Raw genomic sequence first — 17,999 nt, 5'->3', positions numbered from 1 at the left:
TGTCTCCGGTTTTTCTGCGTTATTGAGGACATTGATTGTCAGACGCAATTGACCCTAGCAATAGTGGTCTGATTTGCAAATGAATCATGTAAATCGTCCACCTTTTCTAAATGACAAAAAGGTAAACAAATGTTAAAAAAATTTCCTTTTGTGTATAGCCATTTTTCTTATAGTATGATAAAATGTAGATGTAATGTATCTATAAATGTTCGCTTTCTAGAAAGTGGGCACTGACAAGATGGGGAAGCTCAGTTAGTATACAATTACATTGTACATTTAAAACTGAATATTGTGAGAAAGGAAAATTGCATGAACAAAAGGATTAGAGCATTGCTCCACCTTATTATTCTTTGTTTAGGAGTCATTTTGCCATCAGTAGCTCCTCTTACTCAGGTGCAAGCAGCTGAGTTTGGTGATGTTATCACTGAGATGAGCCTGAAGAATTCTTCAGGTGGTGATTTGACGCAGGGAATTGATATATGGGAAACTTTTCGAGTTTACGCAAAGTTTGTCTTGCCGGATAACCAAGTACATCAAGGAGATACGACAAAAATCACCTTGCCTTCTGAGTATGCATTTGGGAACTCTTCAGCTATTGAGCTTAAAGACAGCTCAGATAACGTAGTTGCAAATGGATTTTTGGATTCAACCAACAAGACCATTACTTTGACCTATACAAATTATGTTGAGCAAAAGTCTGGTGTCCAAGGAGAATTCTTCTTCTATGCACGAGTTGACCATGATGTTGTGAGACAAGAAGGTGACTTGAATGGTGGATTTACCGTAGGAGGTCGGATGTTGTATCCGGGAATCGTCCATTATAATGGACCTCCCAAAAGATATGACTCAAAAATTGAGAAGAGCTCTTATCAGGCAGCAGAAGACGGTAAGAATGAAGTTCATTACAATATTGCGATTAACCGCAATATGGAACATTATACCGATGTAACGATAACTGACAAGATTACCTCGCCTAATTTTAAAATCATGAGAGACTCAATTCGGGTCTATAAAATTGCTTGGCGCTGGAATAATGGAGATTGGGTGCGGGATTCAACAGAAGACGTGACAGCTAATTTCCAATCAAAAATTACGGAAAATGCTGCTGGTGATGGATTCACGATCGACCTTGGCGACATGGATGGTTTCGGGTATTTGCTGGACTATAAGACAAAAGCAGATTACGATCTAGTTGATGGTGAGCGCGTTTCCAACAGTGCTACCATGACCTATAACGGTGGTCAAACAACGACATCAGCTGAAAATCGCTCTTATCAGATTGCTGGCGGTGTTGGAGAAGGCTATGTTTTCACCATTAAGCTCCATAAGGTCAATGAAAATGGTGAAAATCTGCAAGGTGCTGAGTTTGAAGTTGTTCGTGATCGAAGCGGAGCAGTTGTCGGAAAATTAACCACAGATTCTAACGGGAATGCCAACTTGGGTGACTTGTTGCGCGATGATTATACCATCCGTGAAGTGACTCCTCCTACAGGATATGATAAATTAACTGAGGAAATTAAGATTGGTTCCCAGGATTTTGGAACAGACAAATCTGTATCGCGTGAAATCGTCAATAAGAAGACGGTAACTGAGCAGGATATAACCTTCAAAAAAGTAGATCCAAACGGGAAAGAAATTCCTGGTGCGCAACTGAAAATCTATAAAGGTGATCACGTTGACCAGGAAGAAGCTCCCGTTGCAGACTGGACTTCAGAAGAAAATACTTCTAAAGTGATAAAATTGTCTCCAGGAACCTATACACTGACTGAAGCGAATGCTCCTGCGGGTTATCAATATGTTGAAGATATCACATTTACAGTAGGTGCTAATGGTACTGTTGCTCTTGTGAAAAAAGGAGCAGAAGATACTGTTCAAGCAGCAGGGTCAATTCTGACGATTACCGACAAGGAGGACAATAGTCCTAAAGCCATTACCTTCAGTAAGGTCAACCTAGGCGGTACAGAAATTGCTGGCGCTCAAATTAAGATTTTCAAGGGCAACAAAGCGCAGGGTCAAGCAGTAGAAAGCTGGACTTCCGAAGCTAATCAGTCTAAAGCAATCAATTTGGAGCCTGGTATTTACACCTTCCATGAGGAAGCAGCTCCAACTGGTTACCTGAAAGTAACTGACATCACTTTCCAAGTCAAACATGACGGCACAGTGGAAGTGACCAATGTCGGCGAGAAAGACTCCAAAGGTGAAAACAATAAGGTTGTGACTGACGGAGCAACCTTGAAGGTAACAGACAAGGATGACGACTCAGAACGAGATGTGACAATCAAGAAAGTAGATCCAAACGGGAAGGAAATTCCTGGTGCGAAATTGAAACTCTACAAAGGCAGTCAGATTCGTCCTGAAGCTAAGCCTCTTGCAGAGTGGACTTCCGAAGCCAACGCCTCTAAGGTGGTTAAGTTAGCTCCAGGGACCTATTCTCTGAAAGAAAGCCTTGCTCCTGCTGGGTTTGTAGCTGTAGAAGATATTAAATTCACAGTTCATTCTGATGGCACCATTACAGTTGATGCTAAAGGTGCAACAGATTCTGTTGAAGCAAATGGCTTGGTTCTTACTGTAACCGATAAAGAGGACAATAGTCTTAAAGCCATTACTTTCAGTAAGGTCAATCTCGGCGGTACTGAGATTGCTGGTGCAGAGATTAAGATCTACAAGGGAGACAAAGCTGAAGGCCAAGCAGTAGAAAGCTGGACATCCGAAGCTAATCAGTCTAAGGACATCAACTTGGCACCAGGTACTTATACCTTCCATGAGGAAGCAGCTCCAACGGGTTACCTTAAAGTTACTGATATCACCTTCCAAGTCAAAACAGATGGCACAGTGGAAGTGACTAATGTTGGCGAGAAAGACGCTAAGGGTGAATCTAACACCGTTGCAACTAATGGTTCAACTGTTACGGTGACTGACAAAGATGATGACCTACCGCGTAAGATTACCTTTAGTAAGGTTAACCTAGGTGGTACTGAAATTGCCGGTGCCGAGATCAAGATCTACAAGGGCGATAAGGCAGAAGGGCAAGCAGTCGAAAGCTGGACTTCTGAAGCTGGTAAGTCTAAAGAATTAAACTTGACTCCAGGTACTTATACTTTCCATGAGGAAGCCGCTCCAACAGGCTACCTCAAAGTGACCGACATCACCTTCCAAGTCAAGCATGATGGTACAGTGGAAGTGACCAATGTTGGCGAGAAAGACTCTAAGGGCGAAACTAACACCGTTGCGACAAATGGTTCGACTGTTACAGTAACCGATAAGGATGATGATCTCCCGCGTAAGGTGACTTTCAGTAAAGTAAACCTAGGCGGTACTGAGATTGCCGGTGCTCAAATCAAGATTTACAAGGGCGAAAAAGCTGAAGGCCAAGCAGTAGAAAGCTGGACATCCGAAGCTGGTAAGTCTAAGGACATCAACTTAGCACCCGGTACTTATACCTTCCATGAGGAAGCCGCTCCAACGGGCTACCTCAAAGTAACGGATATCACCTTCCAAGTCAAACATGACGGCACAGTGGAAGTGACCAATGTTGGTGAGAAGGACGCTAAGGGCCAAGCTAACACCGTAGCGACAAACGGTTCAACTGTTGCAGTGACTGACAAGGACGATGATCTCCCACGTAAGGTGACCTTCAGTAAGGTCAACCTTGGCGGTACTGAAATTGCCGGTGCTGAGATCAAGATTTACAAGGGCGAGAAAGCTGAAGGCGATGCAGTTGAAAGCTGGACATCCGAAGCTGGTAAGTCTAAAGACATCAACTTAGCACCTGGTACTTATACCTTCCATGAGGAAGCCGCTCCAACAGGCTACCTCAAGGTGACCGACATCACTTTCAAAGTGAAAACTGACGGAACAGTAGAAGTGACCAATGTCGGAGAGAAAGACTCTAAGGGTGAAACTAACACCGTTGCGACAAATGGTTCGACTGTTACAGTAACCGATAAGGATGATGATCTCCCGCGTAAGGTGACTTTCAGTAAAGTAAACCTTGGTGGTACAGAAATCGCAGGAGCTCAAATCAAGATCTACAAGGGCAACAAGGCTGAAGGCACAGCAGTCGAAATCTGGACTTCTGAAGCTGGTAAGTCTAAGGATATAAATTTAGTACCTGGCACTTACACCTTCCATGAGGAGGCAGCCCCAACCGGTTACCTTAAGGTTACCGACATCACATTCCAAGTCAAGTATGACGGTACAGTGGAAGTGACTAGCGTAGGAGAAAAAGACGCTAAGGGCGAAGCTAACACCGTTGCAACCAATGGTTCAACAGTAACTATTACCGACAAGGACGATGATCTCCCACGTAAGGTGACATTCAGCAAAGTCAACCTCGGTGGTGCTGAAATCGCCGGTGCTGAGATCAAGATTTACAAGGGCGAGAAAGCTGAAGGAAACGCAGTCGAAAGCTGGACATCCGAAGCAGGTAAGTCTAAGGACATCAACTTGGCACCTGGCACTTATACCTTCCATGAGGAAGCGGCTCCAACGGGTTACCTCAAAGTAACGGACATCACATTCCAAGTCAAACATGATGGAACGGTGGAAGTGACCAATGTCGGAGAGAAAGACTCCAAGGGTGAAGAGAACAAGGTCGTAACCAACGGCTCAACTGTTACAGTAACGGATAAAGACGATGATAGTCCCAAAGCGATTACTTTGAGTAAAGTAAACCTTGGTGGTACAGAAATCGCAGGAGCTCAAATCAAGATCTACAAGGGCAACAAGGCAGAAGGCCAAGCAGTAGAAAGCTGGACATCTGAAGCTGGTAAGTCTAAAGAATTGAACTTGACTCCAGGTACTTACACCTTCCATGAGGAAGCGGCACCAACCGGCTACCTCAAAGTGACAGACATTACTTTCCAAGTAAAAACTGACGGAACAGTAGAAGTAACCAATGTCGGCGAGAAAGACTCTAAGGGTGAAGAGAACAAGGTCGTAACCAACGGCTCAACTGTTACAGTAACGGATAAGGACGATAATCTTCCACGTAAGGTAACCTTCAGTAAGGTCAACCTCGGCGGTACAGAAATTGCTGGTGCAGAGATTCAAATTTTCCAAGGCAAAGAGGCAACTGGCAATCCTGTAGCAAAATGGACTTCAGAAGCAAATACATCGCATGAGCTTCGATTAGCTCCTGGAGTATATACCTTCCATGAAGCTGCAGCCCCAACCGGTTACCTAGCTGTTACCGACATTGTGTTCCAAGTGAATCTCGATGGCACAGTAACAGTTGTAAATGCTGACGGAAATACAGTAGAATACAAGGATGGGACGTTAGTCGTAACTGACCAAACGAAACCGACTGGCCCAGACAAGGATCCGTCTAAAAAAACAGATGAACCAGATCCGAAAAAATCAAATCAAGATAAACCAATAGAAAAAGACCAAGATAAACCTGGAGACAAGGGAAAGACGAAGAAAATTCTGCCTTTCACAGGTACAGAAATCAGCTTTACGCTACTTGCTTTCGGTTTGATTCTGATAGTTGGTTGTGGGGTTTATTTCGGGATCCGTTTCAAAAAATAAAACAGAAAACAAGTGTCAATGAACATTGACGCTTGTTTTTTTATGTGCTTGATGAAAGAAGCCGATAGGTATCGTTGAATTTAGGCCTATTGATGCAGTTTAAGGGCAATCGAAAACTATTTTTCTAAGTGACAAAAATGTAAGTTTAAAGGCTAAAATGAAAGGTTATCTTATGGCAGCTAGCCTGGGAATTCGGTATCCTATAAGTGTAAAGAAAAAGAAGATAAACGTCTTCCAAACTAATAATCAGATTTCAAGAAGGAGGCTTGCTATGAAAATCAATCTTTTTAACCATCGCCAAAGTAAACCTAAAGCTCAAAAGATTTCCAAGGAAGAAATCGAGAAGACTCGCCTAGGCTGTGCTTCCAGTCAATATTATTTCTGGCTGCAGTACAGCCACTGATAGTTTCCAGTATTTAAGGATGAGAGAAAGGTCAGTTGACTTTTCTCTTTATCCGACTTGGAGCACAAGATGACAAAAATGTAAGATTGGCAGGCAAAATGAAAGATTAGGTTATGGAAACTTGTCTGTCTTTCCGGTATGATAGTAGTATCAAGTTAAATAAAGAAGAGGTTCGAGTATGACATTATTAGACGTACAACACGTGAAAAAGATTTATAAAACTCGCTTTCAGGGCAGCCAAGTAGAGGCACTGAAAGACATTCACTTTACGGTAGAAAAAGGCGAGTATGTCGCCATCATGGGGGAGTCAGGCTCTGGGAAATCCACCCTGCTCAACATCCTAGCCATGCTGGACAAGCCGACTGAGGGCCGCGTCTTTCTCAACGGAACTGACACAGCAACCATCAAAAACAGCCAGGCTTCCAGTTTCCGCCGAGAAAAATTAGGATTTGTCTTTCAGGATTTCAACCTGCTGGACACCCTATCAGTCAAGGATAATATTCTTCTGCCGCTAGTCCTCTCTCGTCGTCCCATTACCGAGATGATGCAAAAGCTGGTTACGACTTGCAATGAGCTAGGGATTAACAAGCTACAAGAGAAGTTTCCTTATGAGATTTCTGGTGGTCAAAAGCAGCGGGTAGCAGTGGCTCGGGCCATCATCACAGACCCTGAGATTCTGCTGGCGGACGAGCCGACGGGAGCTTTGGATTCCAAATCTTCGGCAGCTCTGCTTGATGTCTTTGATGATATTAATGCCCGCGGTCAAACCATTCTCATGGTGACCCACTCAACGGCAGCAGCTAGCCGCGCCAAGCGGGTGCTCTTTATCAAGGATGGGATTCTTTATAATCAAATCTTCCGCGGTGACAAGACTGAGCGGCAGATGTTCCAAGAGATTTCTGACACTCTGACAGTTATGGCAAGTGAGGTGAAGGACTAGTGTTTCGATTAGCAGCAAAATTGGCGGTATCCAATCTGATTAAGAACCGCCGTCTCTATTATCCTTTTGCACTGGCTACCTGTGTGGCTGTAGCCATTTCTTATATTTTCAACTCCCTGGCTTTTAATCCCAATCTATCCAAAATGACAGGTGCCAGCTCTGTTATCCTCGTTTTGGTTCTAGGGGTTGTTATTGTGAACATCACAGCTGGAATTATTGTCTTTTATGCCAATCAATTTGTCATGAAGAATCGCTCCAAGGAGCTGGGGCTTTATGGTATGCTAGGTCTTAATAAGCGTCATCTCTTTGTTATGACTTTTATTGAGCTTCTGATTTTCGGGCTAGTGGCTGTAAGCTTGGGGCTGACTATAGGTCTTCTCTTTGACCAGTTGATTTATGCCTTTTTGCTCAAGCTCATGGGTACCAAGGTGGTTCTAGTTTCGACATTTCAACCTTTTGTATTGGTATTGATTATCATTTTCTATGCTTTTGTATTTTTCTGTTTGCTAATTAAAAACGGCTTTTACTTAAGAAAGTTTGATGCTCTGCAATTAGTCAAAGAAAAAAATAGCGGGGAGAAAAAGAGTCGCTTTTTACTCTTGCAAACTATTATTGGTATGTCTTCTCTCGCTTTTGGCTATTATCTTGCTTTAGGTGTATCTAATCCGATGGCAGCCATTATCATTTTCTTCGTAGCTGTACTTTTTGTTATTCTAGGGACTTATCTACTTTTCAATGCAGGAACGACTGTTTTCTTACAATTTTTGAAAAAGAAGAAGACATTTTATTATCAGCCTGATAACATGATTTCGGTATCTAATCTAATTTTTCGAATGAAGAAAAATGCAATCGGTTTAGCGACGATTTCTATTTTGTCGACAATGGTTTTGGTTACCTTATCTGGTGGAGCTAACATTTATGCTGGCGGTGATTATATGCAGAATGCCATGTTCCCGCATGATTTCAGTATCCAAGGAAAAGAAATAACAGGTGAGGTGCTGGACCAAGCTTTGACAGAGTTTGTTCAAGAGCAGCAGCTACAGATTAGTAAAAAAGTTATTTACCAGTATTATACGATAGGAGTTAGAAGCCGAGCTGGTAATCAGCTAGATATTTATTCTAAGGGACAGAAATCATTCACTCCAAATCTTTATATTTTGGCCATTTCTGAGAGTGATTATCAAGGAATGACGGGTCAAAATCTTCAGCTTAAAGATGATGAAGTAGCCATATTTGAGCAAGGACTGGAACTAGACAGCAAAAAAGATTTACAGCTAGCTGATAAAAATTTAAAAATCAAGAGAAAATTAAAAGAAGATTTCGTTTTCGGTAATATACCCGATCCGATGAATATGATAGTGCCTGAAAAAATCTATATGGTAGCTAAAAATCCGAGTCAAATCTTTTCTTCATTTATGAACGATTACGCTGTCAATGTTAACTATTATGGAGGATTAAATCTCAAGCTTCCAAAAGAAGAACAGAGAAAACTAAAAGAAGCATACCAAGAAAAGTTAAGCAGTTTTAATACCACCTTACCTGAAAATCAAGGTATTTATGGTTCGGTGACAGCCTTCGATAAGCAAGAAATAAAAGGAATGCTAGGTGGTATGTTCTTTATTGGAATTTTCCTATCAATCGTTTTTATGCTTGGAACTGTTCTTATCATCTACTACAAGCAGATTTCTGAAGGCTATGAAGATCGAGAAGGCTTTGTTATTTTACAAAAGGTTGGATTGGACGAAAAACAAATTAAGAAAACGATTCGTAGGCAAATTCTGATAGTCTTTTTCCTACCACTAATCTTTGCTTTTCTTCATTTGGCATTTGCCTATCACATGCTGAGCTTGATTTTATCTGCTTTAGGGGTGCTGAATGCCACACTCATGTTAGTGATGACTCTGGGTGTTTGTGCTCTGTTTATTGCAGTATATGTCGGTGTCTTTCTCATTACTTCTCGCAGCTATCGCAAAATTGTGGCTATGTGATAGTAGAGACAGGCTTCATATAGCTTTCATCTATTTTAAAGACTTAGGCTGAGATTTCTCTCAGCCTTTCTTTTCGGTAAATTTCTGAGAAAGATTCCTAAAAGCGTGGAAATATGATAAAATAGGACGTTAATGCAATTAGGAGAATAAAAATAGATGAATATATTTAGAAAAAAAGATGCTAGCAAGGATAGAACGGGCATGCGCCGTCACTTGAAAATTCCTGATTTAATTTTGCTTGGTATTGGAGCAATGGTAGGAACTGGGATTTTTACCATCACAGGGACCGGGGCAGCCAAATATGCTGGGCCTGCTCTGACCGTTTCGATTGTCATTTCAGCTCTTTGTGTGAGTATTTCAGCTCTTTTTTACGCTGAGTTTGCCTCACGGATTCCGGCCAATGGCGGAGCCTATAGTTATATTTATGCGGTTCTGGGAGAATTTCCTGCTTGGCTGGCTGGCTGGCTGACCATCATGGAGTTCATGACCGCTATTTCAGGTGTTGCCTCTGGCTGGGGTTCTTATCTGAAGGGCTTGCTGAGCGGCTTTGGCATCCAACTGCCGGCAGCTCTGAATGGCACCTTCAATCCAAAAGCAGGTACTTATGTGGACTTGCTGCCTATTCTGGTCTTGGCCTTTGTTACGGGAGTTGTCCTTCTGAACTCCAAGGCAGCCCTGCGCTTCAACTCAGCCTTGGTGGTCTTGAAATTCTCAGCCTTGGCACTTTTTATCATTGCAGGATTTTTCTTCATCAAACCAGAAAATTGGTCTAACTTTGCACCTTTTGGCTTTGGAGAAATTTATGGCGGCAAGATCGGCATCATGGCTGGGGCTTCACTCATGTTCTTTGCTTTTCTGGGCTTTGAGTCCATTTCCATGGCGGTCGATGAAATCAAAGAGCCTCAAAAGAATGTTCCGCGTGGGATTGTCTTATCCTTGAGCATCGTGACCATTCTCTATATTTTGGTGACCTTGGTCTTGACTGGGGTTGTCCACTATAGCAAGCTGGATGTCTCAGATGCGGTGGCCTTTGCCTTGCGCAGCATCGGACTTGGCTGGGCAGCCAACTATATCTCTGTCGTCGCTATTTTGACTCTGATTACGGTCTGTATCTCCATGACCTATGCTCTGTCGCGGATGATTTACAGTATTGCGCGTGATGGTCTCTTGCCCCGCTCTTTCAAAAAATTGACAGAGAACAGTCGGGTTCCAAAGAATGCAACGATTTTAGTAGGGATTGCCTCAGCTGTCTGTGCGGGTATCTTTCCCTTGGCTAGCATTGCCTCTTTCCTAAATATCTGTACCTTGGCCTATCTGATTTTATTGGCACTGGCTGTCTTGAAACTGCGGAAAGATCAAGGAATGCCAAAAGCTGGAGAATTCAAAACGCCTTTAGTACCTCTGACACCAATTTTATCCATTATCATCTGCCTGTCCTTCATGACCCAGTATACCAAGGAAACCTGGCAGGCCTTTGGAATTACCCTAGCGCTGGGAAGTCTCATCTATGCCTTCTATGGCTATCGAAACTCTGAAATCGCTGTAAAAGAGAAGTAGGGTTAAGAGATTGGTTGATAAGATCTAATGTAGAAACTTGGTAACTATAAATAAAGCAGAAAGAGTTTTATGAAGAAAAATTGTATAAAAGGCCGATGCTATAATATCTCTTTGAATGGTAAGAAAACTTTTCTCGGATGGTTCTTAATAATTTCTGATAATGGACAGGAATATCTCGTGGAAAGAAATGGAACAATTTCCTGGGGCAGTTTTCGAAAGGTTTATCAAACAGACTATTCTTTCATACCCCATACTGAATTTTTAAACAAATCAAATAATCTACCTGCTATTGCAGGAACTTCCATAGGTCTTATCTTAGCTAGAATGCTGAGAAAAATAATTCCACTAAATTTTTTCTTTGGACCAATAAATCGACCAATGAATATCGGAATTGGTCTTGTAAATATTGGTGTGGCAATAGGATCGATGCTTCTTGCTATGTTTCTTGTAAAATATTATAGAAAGAAACGGCTTGAATCTTTTCTAAATAAAAAAGGTTGCAAACTTAGCTTGATTGGAAAAGTAAGAACAAAAGAGCCTATTAAAAAATTGCCCAACAGAATAGAGGTGTGGTAAATGAAGCGATTTAGTATTCGTCAATTATTGGTAATAGGTACTTTATCGAGTGTAGTATTATTTGTTATGTTTTTTACTCAGCCCAGATTCTTTTTATTAATACCTATTTTTATTGGAATAGTCTTGTTTTTCAGAGGTATAGAAGTTAGTGGAGACAAAGAGATAGAATTTGAACTAATAGAAGGAGAAAAGAATGAAAAAACTTAACCTAAGCCAAAAGAAGAAAATCTGGCTCTTTGCCCTTGCTTTTATCGCCTTGATCTTATTGGCGATTGTGATTAATATTCAGCTGAACCAGCCTGAAGATATGCATGCTGATTATGTTCGACTTTGGAAGACAACTTGGCACGAGAAAAATAAAGACTGGCTCTATCCACTGAAAAATATCTGTCTTCTTATTCTGGCAGTTCTAGCTGGGTCTAGTTTGATGATTGCATTCTCTAAGAGTGAGAGATGGAAATAAGCTTCTGTAGATTTAAATGAAATCATCTTACAAAAATGTAAGATTGACGATGATAAATGTAAGGTAGAGACATGGAAAACGTGTCTCTATTTTGCTATAATCAGCTCAGAAATCCTCACAAGAAAGGTTGTGTGATTATGAAAAAAGTCCTTTTAGGTTGCTCGGGAACAGTGCTGGTTTTACTTGCTCTTTTAATAGGTTTTCTAGCCTACTTTGGTCCAGACTATGGGATTTTTCTTTTTCCACCTAGTCCGCAGGAATATGCCCGCTCGGTTGTGAAAAAGCTTGATTTTGGTCTTTATACGGACAAAGATTGGGAAAATGAGAAAAAGAAAGCTTTAGAGAAGCTTGAATCAGCCAAGACTTATCAAGACACCTATCCTGTCTTGGAAAAATTAACCAAAGAGGCTGGCGGAAAGCATTCTTATTTTTTAAGTCCACAGGATAATCCCGAAAATAGTCCAGAAAGCAAAAACCAGCCTGAAGTGCAGAATCGGGAGGGTATTCTCTATTTAAAAGTTCCTGCTTTCACTGGTGATGCACAGGCAGCGAAAGCTTATGCTGAGAAACTTTCAGCAGCTCTTAGAAAGGATGACTATCAGGCGGTTGTAGTAGATTTGAGAGATAATACCGGCGGGAATATGTATCCGATGATTGCTGGACTGTCCTCTCTTTTGCCTGATGAAGACCTCTTCCAATTCGTTTATAAAAATGGAAGCAAGAGCGCAGTTTCTCGATCAGATGTTCTGAAGCAGCTTGGTCTGGAGCCGACTAATGAGAAAGCAAAGAAAGTGCCAATAGCTGTCCTTATCAATGAACGGACAGGAAGCTCGGGAGAAATAACAGCGCTAGCTTTTGAAGGACTGGAAAATGTTAAAATATTTGGTCAGCCAACGGCAAGCTATACTACGGGAAATAATTATTATCAACTATATGATGGGGCGGTTTTGCTCTTGACTACCTCGAGTATCCTAGATCGCACGGGCAAGCTTTATGAGAATGAGGCAATCCAGCCCGATGTCCTAACAGACCAGCCTTTAGAAGAGGCGGAGTCTTGGTTGAAGGGACAGATAGGAGAATAGTTCATTGAAAGCAGTCAAAGAGACTGCTTTTCTGCTATAATAAAGAGAAGAACGAGGTGACAAATGATTCGTAAAGTAAAACTAAGGGACGCCGCAGCCATTCAGCGACTTAATGCTGAGTGTCTGGGCTATGATTTCGATAGGAAAGCGACGGAGGCTCAACTGAAGAGGCTGCTAGAGAATGACCAGCATTTGATTTTGGTAGTTGAAGAAGACGGTCAGGTCATAGGCTACGCTCATGCTGCTAGCTACGACTGTCTCTATTTCCCGTCCTTGCTCAATCTCTTGGCTTTGGCCGTCGCTCAGGATTTTCAAGGGCAGGGACATGGCAGAGCTCTGATGCAAGCTTTGCGTGAAGAGGGAAAAGCAGCAGGCTACACAGGAATTCGGATTAATTCAGGCATTTCCCGCTCCGCAGCCCATGAATTTTATCGCAGCCTCGGCTGCAGCGAAAAAGCAGACCAGAAACGATTTTATTGGGGATTTTAGAGAAAGGAGGAGTAGATGATGATTGAACCACTAACTCAGCAGCATGCTTTGGAAATTGCCAAGGACTGGCATTATGAGGTACCTTATGACTTTTATGACATGAAAAATGACCTGGAGGATTATGAAGAAATGGTCTCCCCTGAAGCGCGTGGAGACCGTTATTATCAAGTCCTGAGTGAAGGAGAACTCTATGGATTTTTCTGCTTGGAGCAGAAAGGAGAGCGCACTTTGGAGCTTGGTTTGGGGATGAAGCCGGAGCACTGTGGAAAAGGTCAGGGCGCTGGATTTCTGCAGGAAATTCTGGACTTTATCATGGAAAAATTTGCGCCCCGAGTCATAAGTCTATCCGTGGCTGACTTCAATCACCGAGCCCAGCAGCTTTATCTCAACATGGGCTTTGAAGTGGTGAGGCGCATCCCGCAGGAAAGCAATGGGGATATTCAACTCTTTATTGAGATGGAGAAGAAGGTCTAATTTTAGACTTTGTTGCAAAGCGTCAGATAAAATTATTGACAGTCAAGCAAAAGTTGTTCAATATACTTATGACTACTGGCGGCTAGTAGGGAATTTGTCAAAGATTACCAATAAGCAAAAGGAGAAAACCATGACATTTGAAGAAATTTTACCAGGCCTTAAGGCCAAGAAAAAATATGTGCGTACAGGCTGGGGTGGGGCAGAGAACTACGTCCAGCTCTTTGACACGATTGAACAAAATGGGGTGGCTCTTGAAGTGACACCTTATTTCCTCATCAATGTTTCTGGTGAGGGGGAGGGCTTCTCCGTGTGGAGTCCGACTCCTTGTGATGTCCTCGCGACAGATTGGGTGGAAGTAGATGACTAAGACGGTACTAGTGACGGGAGCTAGCTCTGGCATCGGCCGAGCTCAGGCTCTGACCTTTTTGGAAAATGGCTACCGCGTCTACGGGGTGGACAAGGATGAAAACCCTGGCTTTCTAAATGAGCTTCGTTTTGTCAAGATGGATTTGACAGGCGATTTGACACCGCTCTTTTCTAGCTTGCCTGAGGTGGACATTCTCTGTAATACAGCCGGTATTTTGGACGATTATCGTCCCCTGCACGAGACCAGCGACGAGGACTGGGAGCAGATTTTTGCGCTCAATCTGACCGCTACAATGAAAATCACTCGCTTTTACCTGCAGAAAATGCTGGAGAAAAAGTTCGGTATCATCATTAATATGTGCTCAATTGCTAGCTTTCTGGCTGGCGGCGGCGGTGCTGCCTATACAGCCTCTAAGCATGCTCTGGCTGGCCTGACCAAGCAGATAGCCTTAGACTATGCGGATAAAAATATCCAAGTGTTTGGCCTAGCGCCAGGCGCAGTCAAGACAGCCATGACTGCCTCAGATTTTGAGCCAGGAGGACTGGCAGACTGGGTTGCTGAGAAAACGCCTATCAAGCGCTGGCTGGATCCTCAGGAAGTGGCAGACGTCAGCCTCTTTCTAGCCAGTGGTAAGGCAGCTGCTATGCAGGGCGAGATTATCAAAATCGACGGTGGCTGGAGTTTGAAGTAAGGAAATGAAGAATGCGAACAATGAAAAAGTTAAGAATCTTTTCCAAACCTGGTCCAAAAATATGGTAATTTCCGGTTTGGATGCTGGTCTAGGGCAGTTCTTCATGAACGCGCCTGAGACATCCTGCCTTTACCAACTAGGAAATTTCATCTTTCCGGCTGGTCAGGTGGATCCGGATTTTTGGCAGGATTATAGAACAAAATACAGCTTGGCTGACAAGATCATTATCTCCGAGGAGCCCAGCTGGCAAGAGTTTTTGGATAGTCAGAGTGAGTTGGGCAAGTTTACTCGCTATGCTTTTGCGGACAGGGTTGCCTTTGACACAGAGGCTTTGGAGAAATGGCAGCGCAGGCTACCTGCAAACTACTACCTTTGTCTGATTGATAAGGAGAGTTATGAGCGTTTGGCTGAGGAAGCCTGGTCTCAGGATTTGCAGGGTGATTTTTCCGATTTTGACCATTTTCAAGCGGCGGGTGGCTTTGGCTTTTTACTCTATTCAGGAGAGGAAATCATAGCTGGCGTATCGACAGGATTGGTCTATCATGGAGCTCTTGAGATTGAAATTGCCACCAAGCCAGCCTACCAAAGACAGGGCTTGGCCAAAATTTTAGGTGCCCAGATGATTTTAGAAGCTCGAAAACGCTTACTCTTTCCTCTATGGGATGCGCACAATGAAGCCTCCAAAAAAGTCGCAGAAAGCTTGGGCTATCAGTGCCTAGGAGCTTATCCAGCTTATGAATGGAAAGGGACTTTTGACCAATGAAGAAAAACCAAACCTATTTCTTAAAAGACATCATTGAGGCTGTAAAATCGGAAGAGCTAGATGATGATTTCTGTTTGTATGCTAAGGAAAATGGAGAACTGAATTTTCAGGACAGCTACTTGCTTCCTTGTTGGTAAAGTTTTTGTCCTTTAGGGCAAAAATCATGGCTATTGTTATCATTAAAGCAAACCAAAAGGCGGGAATGAGAATAGGAGAAAGCATTTCACGAAGGGCTGGTGCAATAGCGCTGAGTAGCCGACTAAGGAGAATTCCTGTTAAGGGAGTTGTTAGGGCAAACCAGCGCGGGTAAGCCGTTTTCTTACTCAAAACGAGGATAACAATAAATAGGAGAAGTACAGCCATAAGTACGAAATAAATAAGCAGAAAGTTATTTTTCACTATTGAAAAGCTTTCTAGTAATTTTGCAATATCGGCAGAGGGATTTTGGGCATACAGCCGCGAAGTAGCGGCAAAATAGAAATAGCTGGTGTGGAGGAAAACACAGACAGTCATGAGAATCCAAGCTCCTACTATTCCTAGCCATTTTTGTCTCAGTCCGATAGAGAGGATATAGACGCCCATTCCTAAAAGCGGGAAAAGAAGTAAGGCATAGCCTGCAAAATCAACTTTCCAAGCTGCTAAATCAGGCATGTGCTGCCAAAATCCCTTTCCAAAACCGTCAGAGATAGCAATCAATATATCTGCAACATAAATCAGCCAGCTTCCTAAAATAGACCAGGGAGCCCAGCGATGGATCGTTTTTTGAGTCATAAGCGCCTCCTTTAGACTTGTGTTACTAACATTTTACTAAAGGTTTGTTACGGAAGCAAGTCTCGAAATGCCTAGAGGCTATAAAATGGTGTCTGCTTTCTATGTAAGGGGATGAAATGATTTCAGAAAGTGTGGGAAATGTTTGATTTTTGGGCTCTTTGTCAACTGTAGTGGGTTGATGAGAAGTTATAATCTGGAGAGGACTAAATCAGTCCTCTCCTTTTTGATGTTCAAAGCGATGAGGATTCTAGTTTTAAAATTGTCAAAGTTCCGAAATCCGAAAGCGTTTCGCTTGATGACTTTGATGAGGTTGTTAGTAGCTTCTAGTTTTGTGTTTGAGTAGGGCAGTTCCAGTGCGTTCAGGATCTTATCCTTGTTTTTCAAGAAGGTCTTAAAAACAGTTTGAAAAATAGGATTTACATAAGAAATGGTATCTTCAATGAGTCCAAAGACAAGTAAGGGAGCAGGAGCTGGAGCTGATTTATTACGGTGAAGATTTTGCGGATGTTCTCTTGTCAGTCATGGAGCAGAAAGCAGAAGTGACTGATCAAGAGTGTTTACAGGCTCTGATTTACTATTATGAGCATGATGACTTTATGGATTTTGATAAAGATACAGTTTTGTAGGAAGATTTTTTATAAACAATAATTATCATTTTAGAAAGACAGGAGAAGTGATGACCCCAAAAGAAATGTGGCAGGCATACAAGAAAATCAATCCAAAGATTGGCGACGATATTGACGCCTGGGCCTTCGGTGACTTGGCAGATGAGCTTGCTGACTTAGTGCTGCGTGGTGAAAAGACAGCGACGGCTTCTGCCTATGAGCTCTATAAGCTTGAAAATGAGCCCTTGCCGCAGGCAGGAAGCTTTGATGTCATTTTAGACAGTCAGGACAAGGCAGTCTGTATCATTGAAATCACCAAAGTCTCTGTGGTACCTTTTAATGAGGTTTCAGCCGAACACGCCTTTAAGGAAGGAGAAGGAGACAAATCCTTGGCCTACTGGCAACAAGTCCATCAGGAATTTTTTACGGAGTGTCTGGCGGAAGCCGGTTTGGAATTTTCGCAAGAAACGGGTGTCGTCCTAGAAGAATTTCGCAAGGCCTATCCGCTGGATCAAGCTTAAATCTATTTTTGAATAGGCTTTTTGTTTGTCCTTGATAAATCGAAATAAAAGTGTTGCTATTAGGTATATAAAAATCGTGATTTGGAGGAGAAATGGATAAATTAATTTTAGGCTTACTCATGATAAAACATTTTACAGTTTATGAAATTCGTCAGGTGATGCGGCAAAATTTCAGCTCTATGTGCAGTGACAGTCTAGATAGTATCCAAGCAGCCTTAAAAAAACTGTCCCAGCAAGGAGCAGTGACTTATTCGGAGTATGTAGAAAAAGGAAAAATGAAGAAGGAATATGCCATTACTGCTTCGGGACGAATCTTGTTTTTGGGGTGGCTTAAAACGCCTATCGACATGAGCAAGAATAAGAATATGGACTTGGGGAAATTCCTCTTTATGGGTTATCTTCCTAAGAAAGAGCAGCTTCAGATGCTGGATTTGACCATTGAGGGACTGGAAGTTGAAGTCCAAGAGTTTGAAGCTGTCAAAGACGCGATTCGTTTTACGGAGGAACAAGAAAAGGTAAAAGCCTATCTAGAGCAGAACAGCCATCTGGCTACAGAGCTGATAGAGACCAGTCAGGCGGCTGATTTAGCTGAAAGTATTTCCCAGATTGGTTATTTTGAAATAAAGACGCTCGAATTTGGGCTGGATTCGGCCCGCTTTCAGTTGGAATGGTTTAGCAAGCTTCGCCAGCAGTTGGCTAAAAATGAGAAAGAGGGCTGAGATACTAAGTATTCAAAAAGCAGCGGCTACTTGACTTGTAGATACATTTGGCAATGACTTT

At 42.4% G+C, this 17,999-nt stretch carries 17 protein-coding genes and 2 pseudogenes; 17 read left to right on the top strand and 2 right to left on the bottom strand.

What is annotated here, in order from left to right:
• The first annotated feature begins 309 nt into the window (after positions 1-309).
• From K4I03_RS03965 to K4I03_RS03905, 14 genes are all read left to right on the top strand, one after another.
• Entirely contained in the window at positions 310-5,529 is a 5,220-nt protein-coding gene (locus tag K4I03_RS03965) for a SpaA isopeptide-forming pilin-related protein (RefSeq protein WP_227963804.1), read from the top strand.
• Between the two features lie 271 nt (positions 5,530-5,800).
• A complete protein-coding gene (locus K4I03_RS12550; protein WP_009659231.1) occupies positions 5,801-5,932 on the top strand; it encodes a hypothetical protein in 132 nt (43 codons plus the stop codon).
• A 178-nt stretch (positions 5,933-6,110) separates the two neighbouring features.
• Complete coding sequence (locus tag K4I03_RS03960; RefSeq protein ID WP_002894797.1) at positions 6,111-6,872, top strand: ABC transporter ATP-binding protein; 762 nt, start codon at positions 6,111-6,113, stop codon at positions 6,870-6,872.
• The gene (locus K4I03_RS03955) at positions 6,872-8,860 is read left to right on the top strand and encodes an ABC transporter permease (protein WP_227963803.1); all 1,989 of its coding nucleotides are present in this window, start codon (positions 6,872-6,874) and stop codon (positions 8,858-8,860) included. Before K4I03_RS03960 ends, K4I03_RS03955 begins: the two co-directional genes overlap by 1 nt.
• A 156-nt stretch (positions 8,861-9,016) precedes the next feature.
• Positions 9,017-10,417, top strand: a complete 1,401-nt coding sequence (locus K4I03_RS03950; protein WP_125408870.1) for an amino acid permease — start codon at positions 9,017-9,019, stop codon at positions 10,415-10,417.
• A 69-nt stretch (positions 10,418-10,486) separates the two neighbouring features.
• The gene (locus K4I03_RS03945; protein WP_227963802.1) at positions 10,487-10,993 is read left to right on the top strand and encodes a hypothetical protein; all 507 of its coding nucleotides are present in this window, start codon (positions 10,487-10,489) and stop codon (positions 10,991-10,993) included.
• Positions 10,994-11,200 (top strand): hypothetical protein, encoded by a 207-nt coding sequence (locus tag K4I03_RS03940; protein WP_049548036.1) that lies wholly within the window; start codon positions 10,994-10,996, stop codon positions 11,198-11,200.
• Positions 11,187-11,456 carry a hypothetical protein gene (locus K4I03_RS03935; protein ID WP_227963801.1) on the top strand — a complete coding sequence of 90 codons (270 nt, stop codon included), beginning with the start codon at positions 11,187-11,189 and terminating at the stop codon, positions 11,454-11,456. The genes K4I03_RS03940 and K4I03_RS03935 overlap by 14 nt, the downstream gene beginning before the upstream one ends.
• 71 nt (positions 11,457-11,527) lie before the next feature.
• Complete coding sequence (locus K4I03_RS03930; protein WP_227963800.1) at positions 11,528-12,538, top strand: S41 family peptidase; 1,011 nt, start codon at positions 11,528-11,530, stop codon at positions 12,536-12,538.
• Positions 12,539-12,601: 63 nt separating this feature from the next.
• A complete protein-coding gene (locus K4I03_RS03925) occupies positions 12,602-13,027 on the top strand; it encodes a GNAT family N-acetyltransferase (protein ID WP_227963799.1) in 426 nt (141 codons plus the stop codon).
• 15 nt (positions 13,028-13,042) lie between these two features.
• Positions 13,043-13,501 (top strand): GNAT family N-acetyltransferase, encoded by a 459-nt coding sequence (locus K4I03_RS03920; protein ID WP_227963798.1) that lies wholly within the window; start codon positions 13,043-13,045, stop codon positions 13,499-13,501.
• Positions 13,502-13,631: 130 nt separating this feature from the next.
• Positions 13,632-13,868 (top strand): DUF2829 domain-containing protein, encoded by a 237-nt coding sequence (locus K4I03_RS03915; RefSeq protein WP_227963797.1) that lies wholly within the window; start codon positions 13,632-13,634, stop codon positions 13,866-13,868.
• Complete coding sequence (locus tag K4I03_RS03910; protein ID WP_227963796.1) at positions 13,861-14,559, top strand: 3-oxoacyl-ACP reductase; 699 nt, start codon at positions 13,861-13,863, stop codon at positions 14,557-14,559. Before K4I03_RS03915 ends, K4I03_RS03910 begins: the two co-directional genes overlap by 8 nt.
• A gap of 4 nt (positions 14,560-14,563) precedes the next feature.
• Positions 14,564-15,322 (top strand): GNAT family N-acetyltransferase, encoded by a 759-nt coding sequence (locus K4I03_RS03905; protein WP_227963795.1) that lies wholly within the window; start codon positions 14,564-14,566, stop codon positions 15,320-15,322.
• 81 nt (positions 15,323-15,403) lie between these two features.
• Here the strand turns inward: K4I03_RS03905 and K4I03_RS03900 are convergent, their stop codons facing one another.
• Both K4I03_RS03900 and K4I03_RS03895 read right to left on the bottom strand, forming a co-directional pair.
• Positions 15,404-16,093: a DUF6796 family protein gene (locus K4I03_RS03900; protein ID WP_227963794.1), complete on the bottom strand. Its 690-nt coding sequence runs from the start codon at positions 16,091-16,093 to the stop codon at positions 15,404-15,406.
• 186 nt (positions 16,094-16,279) lie between these two features.
• A pseudogene (locus tag K4I03_RS03895) lies at positions 16,280-16,543 on the bottom strand (transposase); the annotation flags it as partial.
• On the opposite strand from K4I03_RS03895, the pseudogene K4I03_RS12680 reads away from it, so the two are divergent.
• The 3 genes and pseudogenes from K4I03_RS12680 to K4I03_RS03885 form a co-directional block, all read left to right on the top strand.
• Positions 16,543-16,719: pseudogene (locus K4I03_RS12680) on the top strand (DUF7716 domain-containing protein); the annotation flags it as partial. The pseudogenes K4I03_RS03895 and K4I03_RS12680 sit on opposite strands and share 1 nt — an antisense overlap.
• A gap of 50 nt (positions 16,720-16,769) precedes the next feature.
• Positions 16,770-17,219 carry an ASCH domain-containing protein gene (locus K4I03_RS03890; RefSeq protein WP_125382804.1) on the top strand — a complete coding sequence of 150 codons (450 nt, stop codon included), beginning with the start codon at positions 16,770-16,772 and terminating at the stop codon, positions 17,217-17,219.
• Positions 17,220-17,311: 92 nt separating this feature from the next.
• The gene (locus tag K4I03_RS03885; RefSeq protein ID WP_227963793.1) at positions 17,312-17,938 is read left to right on the top strand and encodes a PadR family transcriptional regulator; all 627 of its coding nucleotides are present in this window, start codon (positions 17,312-17,314) and stop codon (positions 17,936-17,938) included.
• Positions 17,939-17,999: the final 61 nt, after the last annotated feature.

It is taken from the genome of Streptococcus sanguinis, from assembly GCF_020729725.1.
Taxonomy (GTDB): Bacteria; Bacillota; Bacilli; order Lactobacillales; family Streptococcaceae; genus Streptococcus; species Streptococcus sanguinis_V.
The sequence above is the reverse complement of the archived record's forward strand: the minus strand, read 5'-3'. Positions and strand labels throughout refer to the sequence as shown.

What these genes read in the sequence shown, in the direction of transcription:
- K4I03_RS03965 (WP_227963804.1), top strand. Translation starts at nt 310, where the DNA reads ATGAACAAAAGGATTAGAGCATTGCTCCACCTTATTATTCTTTGTTTA.
- K4I03_RS12550 (WP_009659231.1), top strand. Translation starts at nt 5,801, where the DNA reads ATGAAAATCAATCTTTTTAACCATCGCCAAAGTAAACCTAAAGCTCAA.
- K4I03_RS03960 (WP_002894797.1), top strand. Translation starts at nt 6,111, where the DNA reads ATGACATTATTAGACGTACAACACGTGAAAAAGATTTATAAAACTCGC.
- K4I03_RS03950 (WP_125408870.1), top strand. Translation starts at nt 9,017, where the DNA reads ATGAATATATTTAGAAAAAAAGATGCTAGCAAGGATAGAACGGGCATG.
- K4I03_RS03945 (WP_227963802.1), top strand. Translation starts at nt 10,487, where the DNA reads ATGAAGAAAAATTGTATAAAAGGCCGATGCTATAATATCTCTTTGAAT.
- K4I03_RS03940 (WP_049548036.1), top strand. Translation starts at nt 10,994, where the DNA reads ATGAAGCGATTTAGTATTCGTCAATTATTGGTAATAGGTACTTTATCG.
- K4I03_RS03935 (WP_227963801.1), top strand. Translation starts at nt 11,187, where the DNA reads ATGAAAAAACTTAACCTAAGCCAAAAGAAGAAAATCTGGCTCTTTGCC.
- K4I03_RS03930 (WP_227963800.1), top strand. Translation starts at nt 11,528, where the DNA reads ATGGAAAACGTGTCTCTATTTTGCTATAATCAGCTCAGAAATCCTCAC.
- K4I03_RS03925 (WP_227963799.1), top strand. Translation starts at nt 12,602, where the DNA reads ATGATTCGTAAAGTAAAACTAAGGGACGCCGCAGCCATTCAGCGACTT.
- K4I03_RS03920 (WP_227963798.1), top strand. Translation starts at nt 13,043, where the DNA reads ATGATGATTGAACCACTAACTCAGCAGCATGCTTTGGAAATTGCCAAG.
- K4I03_RS03915 (WP_227963797.1), top strand. Translation starts at nt 13,632, where the DNA reads ATGACATTTGAAGAAATTTTACCAGGCCTTAAGGCCAAGAAAAAATAT.
- K4I03_RS03910 (WP_227963796.1), top strand. Translation starts at nt 13,861, where the DNA reads ATGACTAAGACGGTACTAGTGACGGGAGCTAGCTCTGGCATCGGCCGA.
- K4I03_RS03905 (WP_227963795.1), top strand. Translation starts at nt 14,564, where the DNA reads ATGAAGAATGCGAACAATGAAAAAGTTAAGAATCTTTTCCAAACCTGG.
- K4I03_RS03900 (WP_227963794.1), bottom strand. Translation starts at nt 16,093, where the DNA reads ATGACTCAAAAAACGATCCATCGCTGGGCTCCCTGGTCTATTTTAGGA.
- K4I03_RS03890 (WP_125382804.1), top strand. Translation starts at nt 16,770, where the DNA reads ATGACCCCAAAAGAAATGTGGCAGGCATACAAGAAAATCAATCCAAAG.
- K4I03_RS03885 (WP_227963793.1), top strand. Translation starts at nt 17,312, where the DNA reads ATGGATAAATTAATTTTAGGCTTACTCATGATAAAACATTTTACAGTT.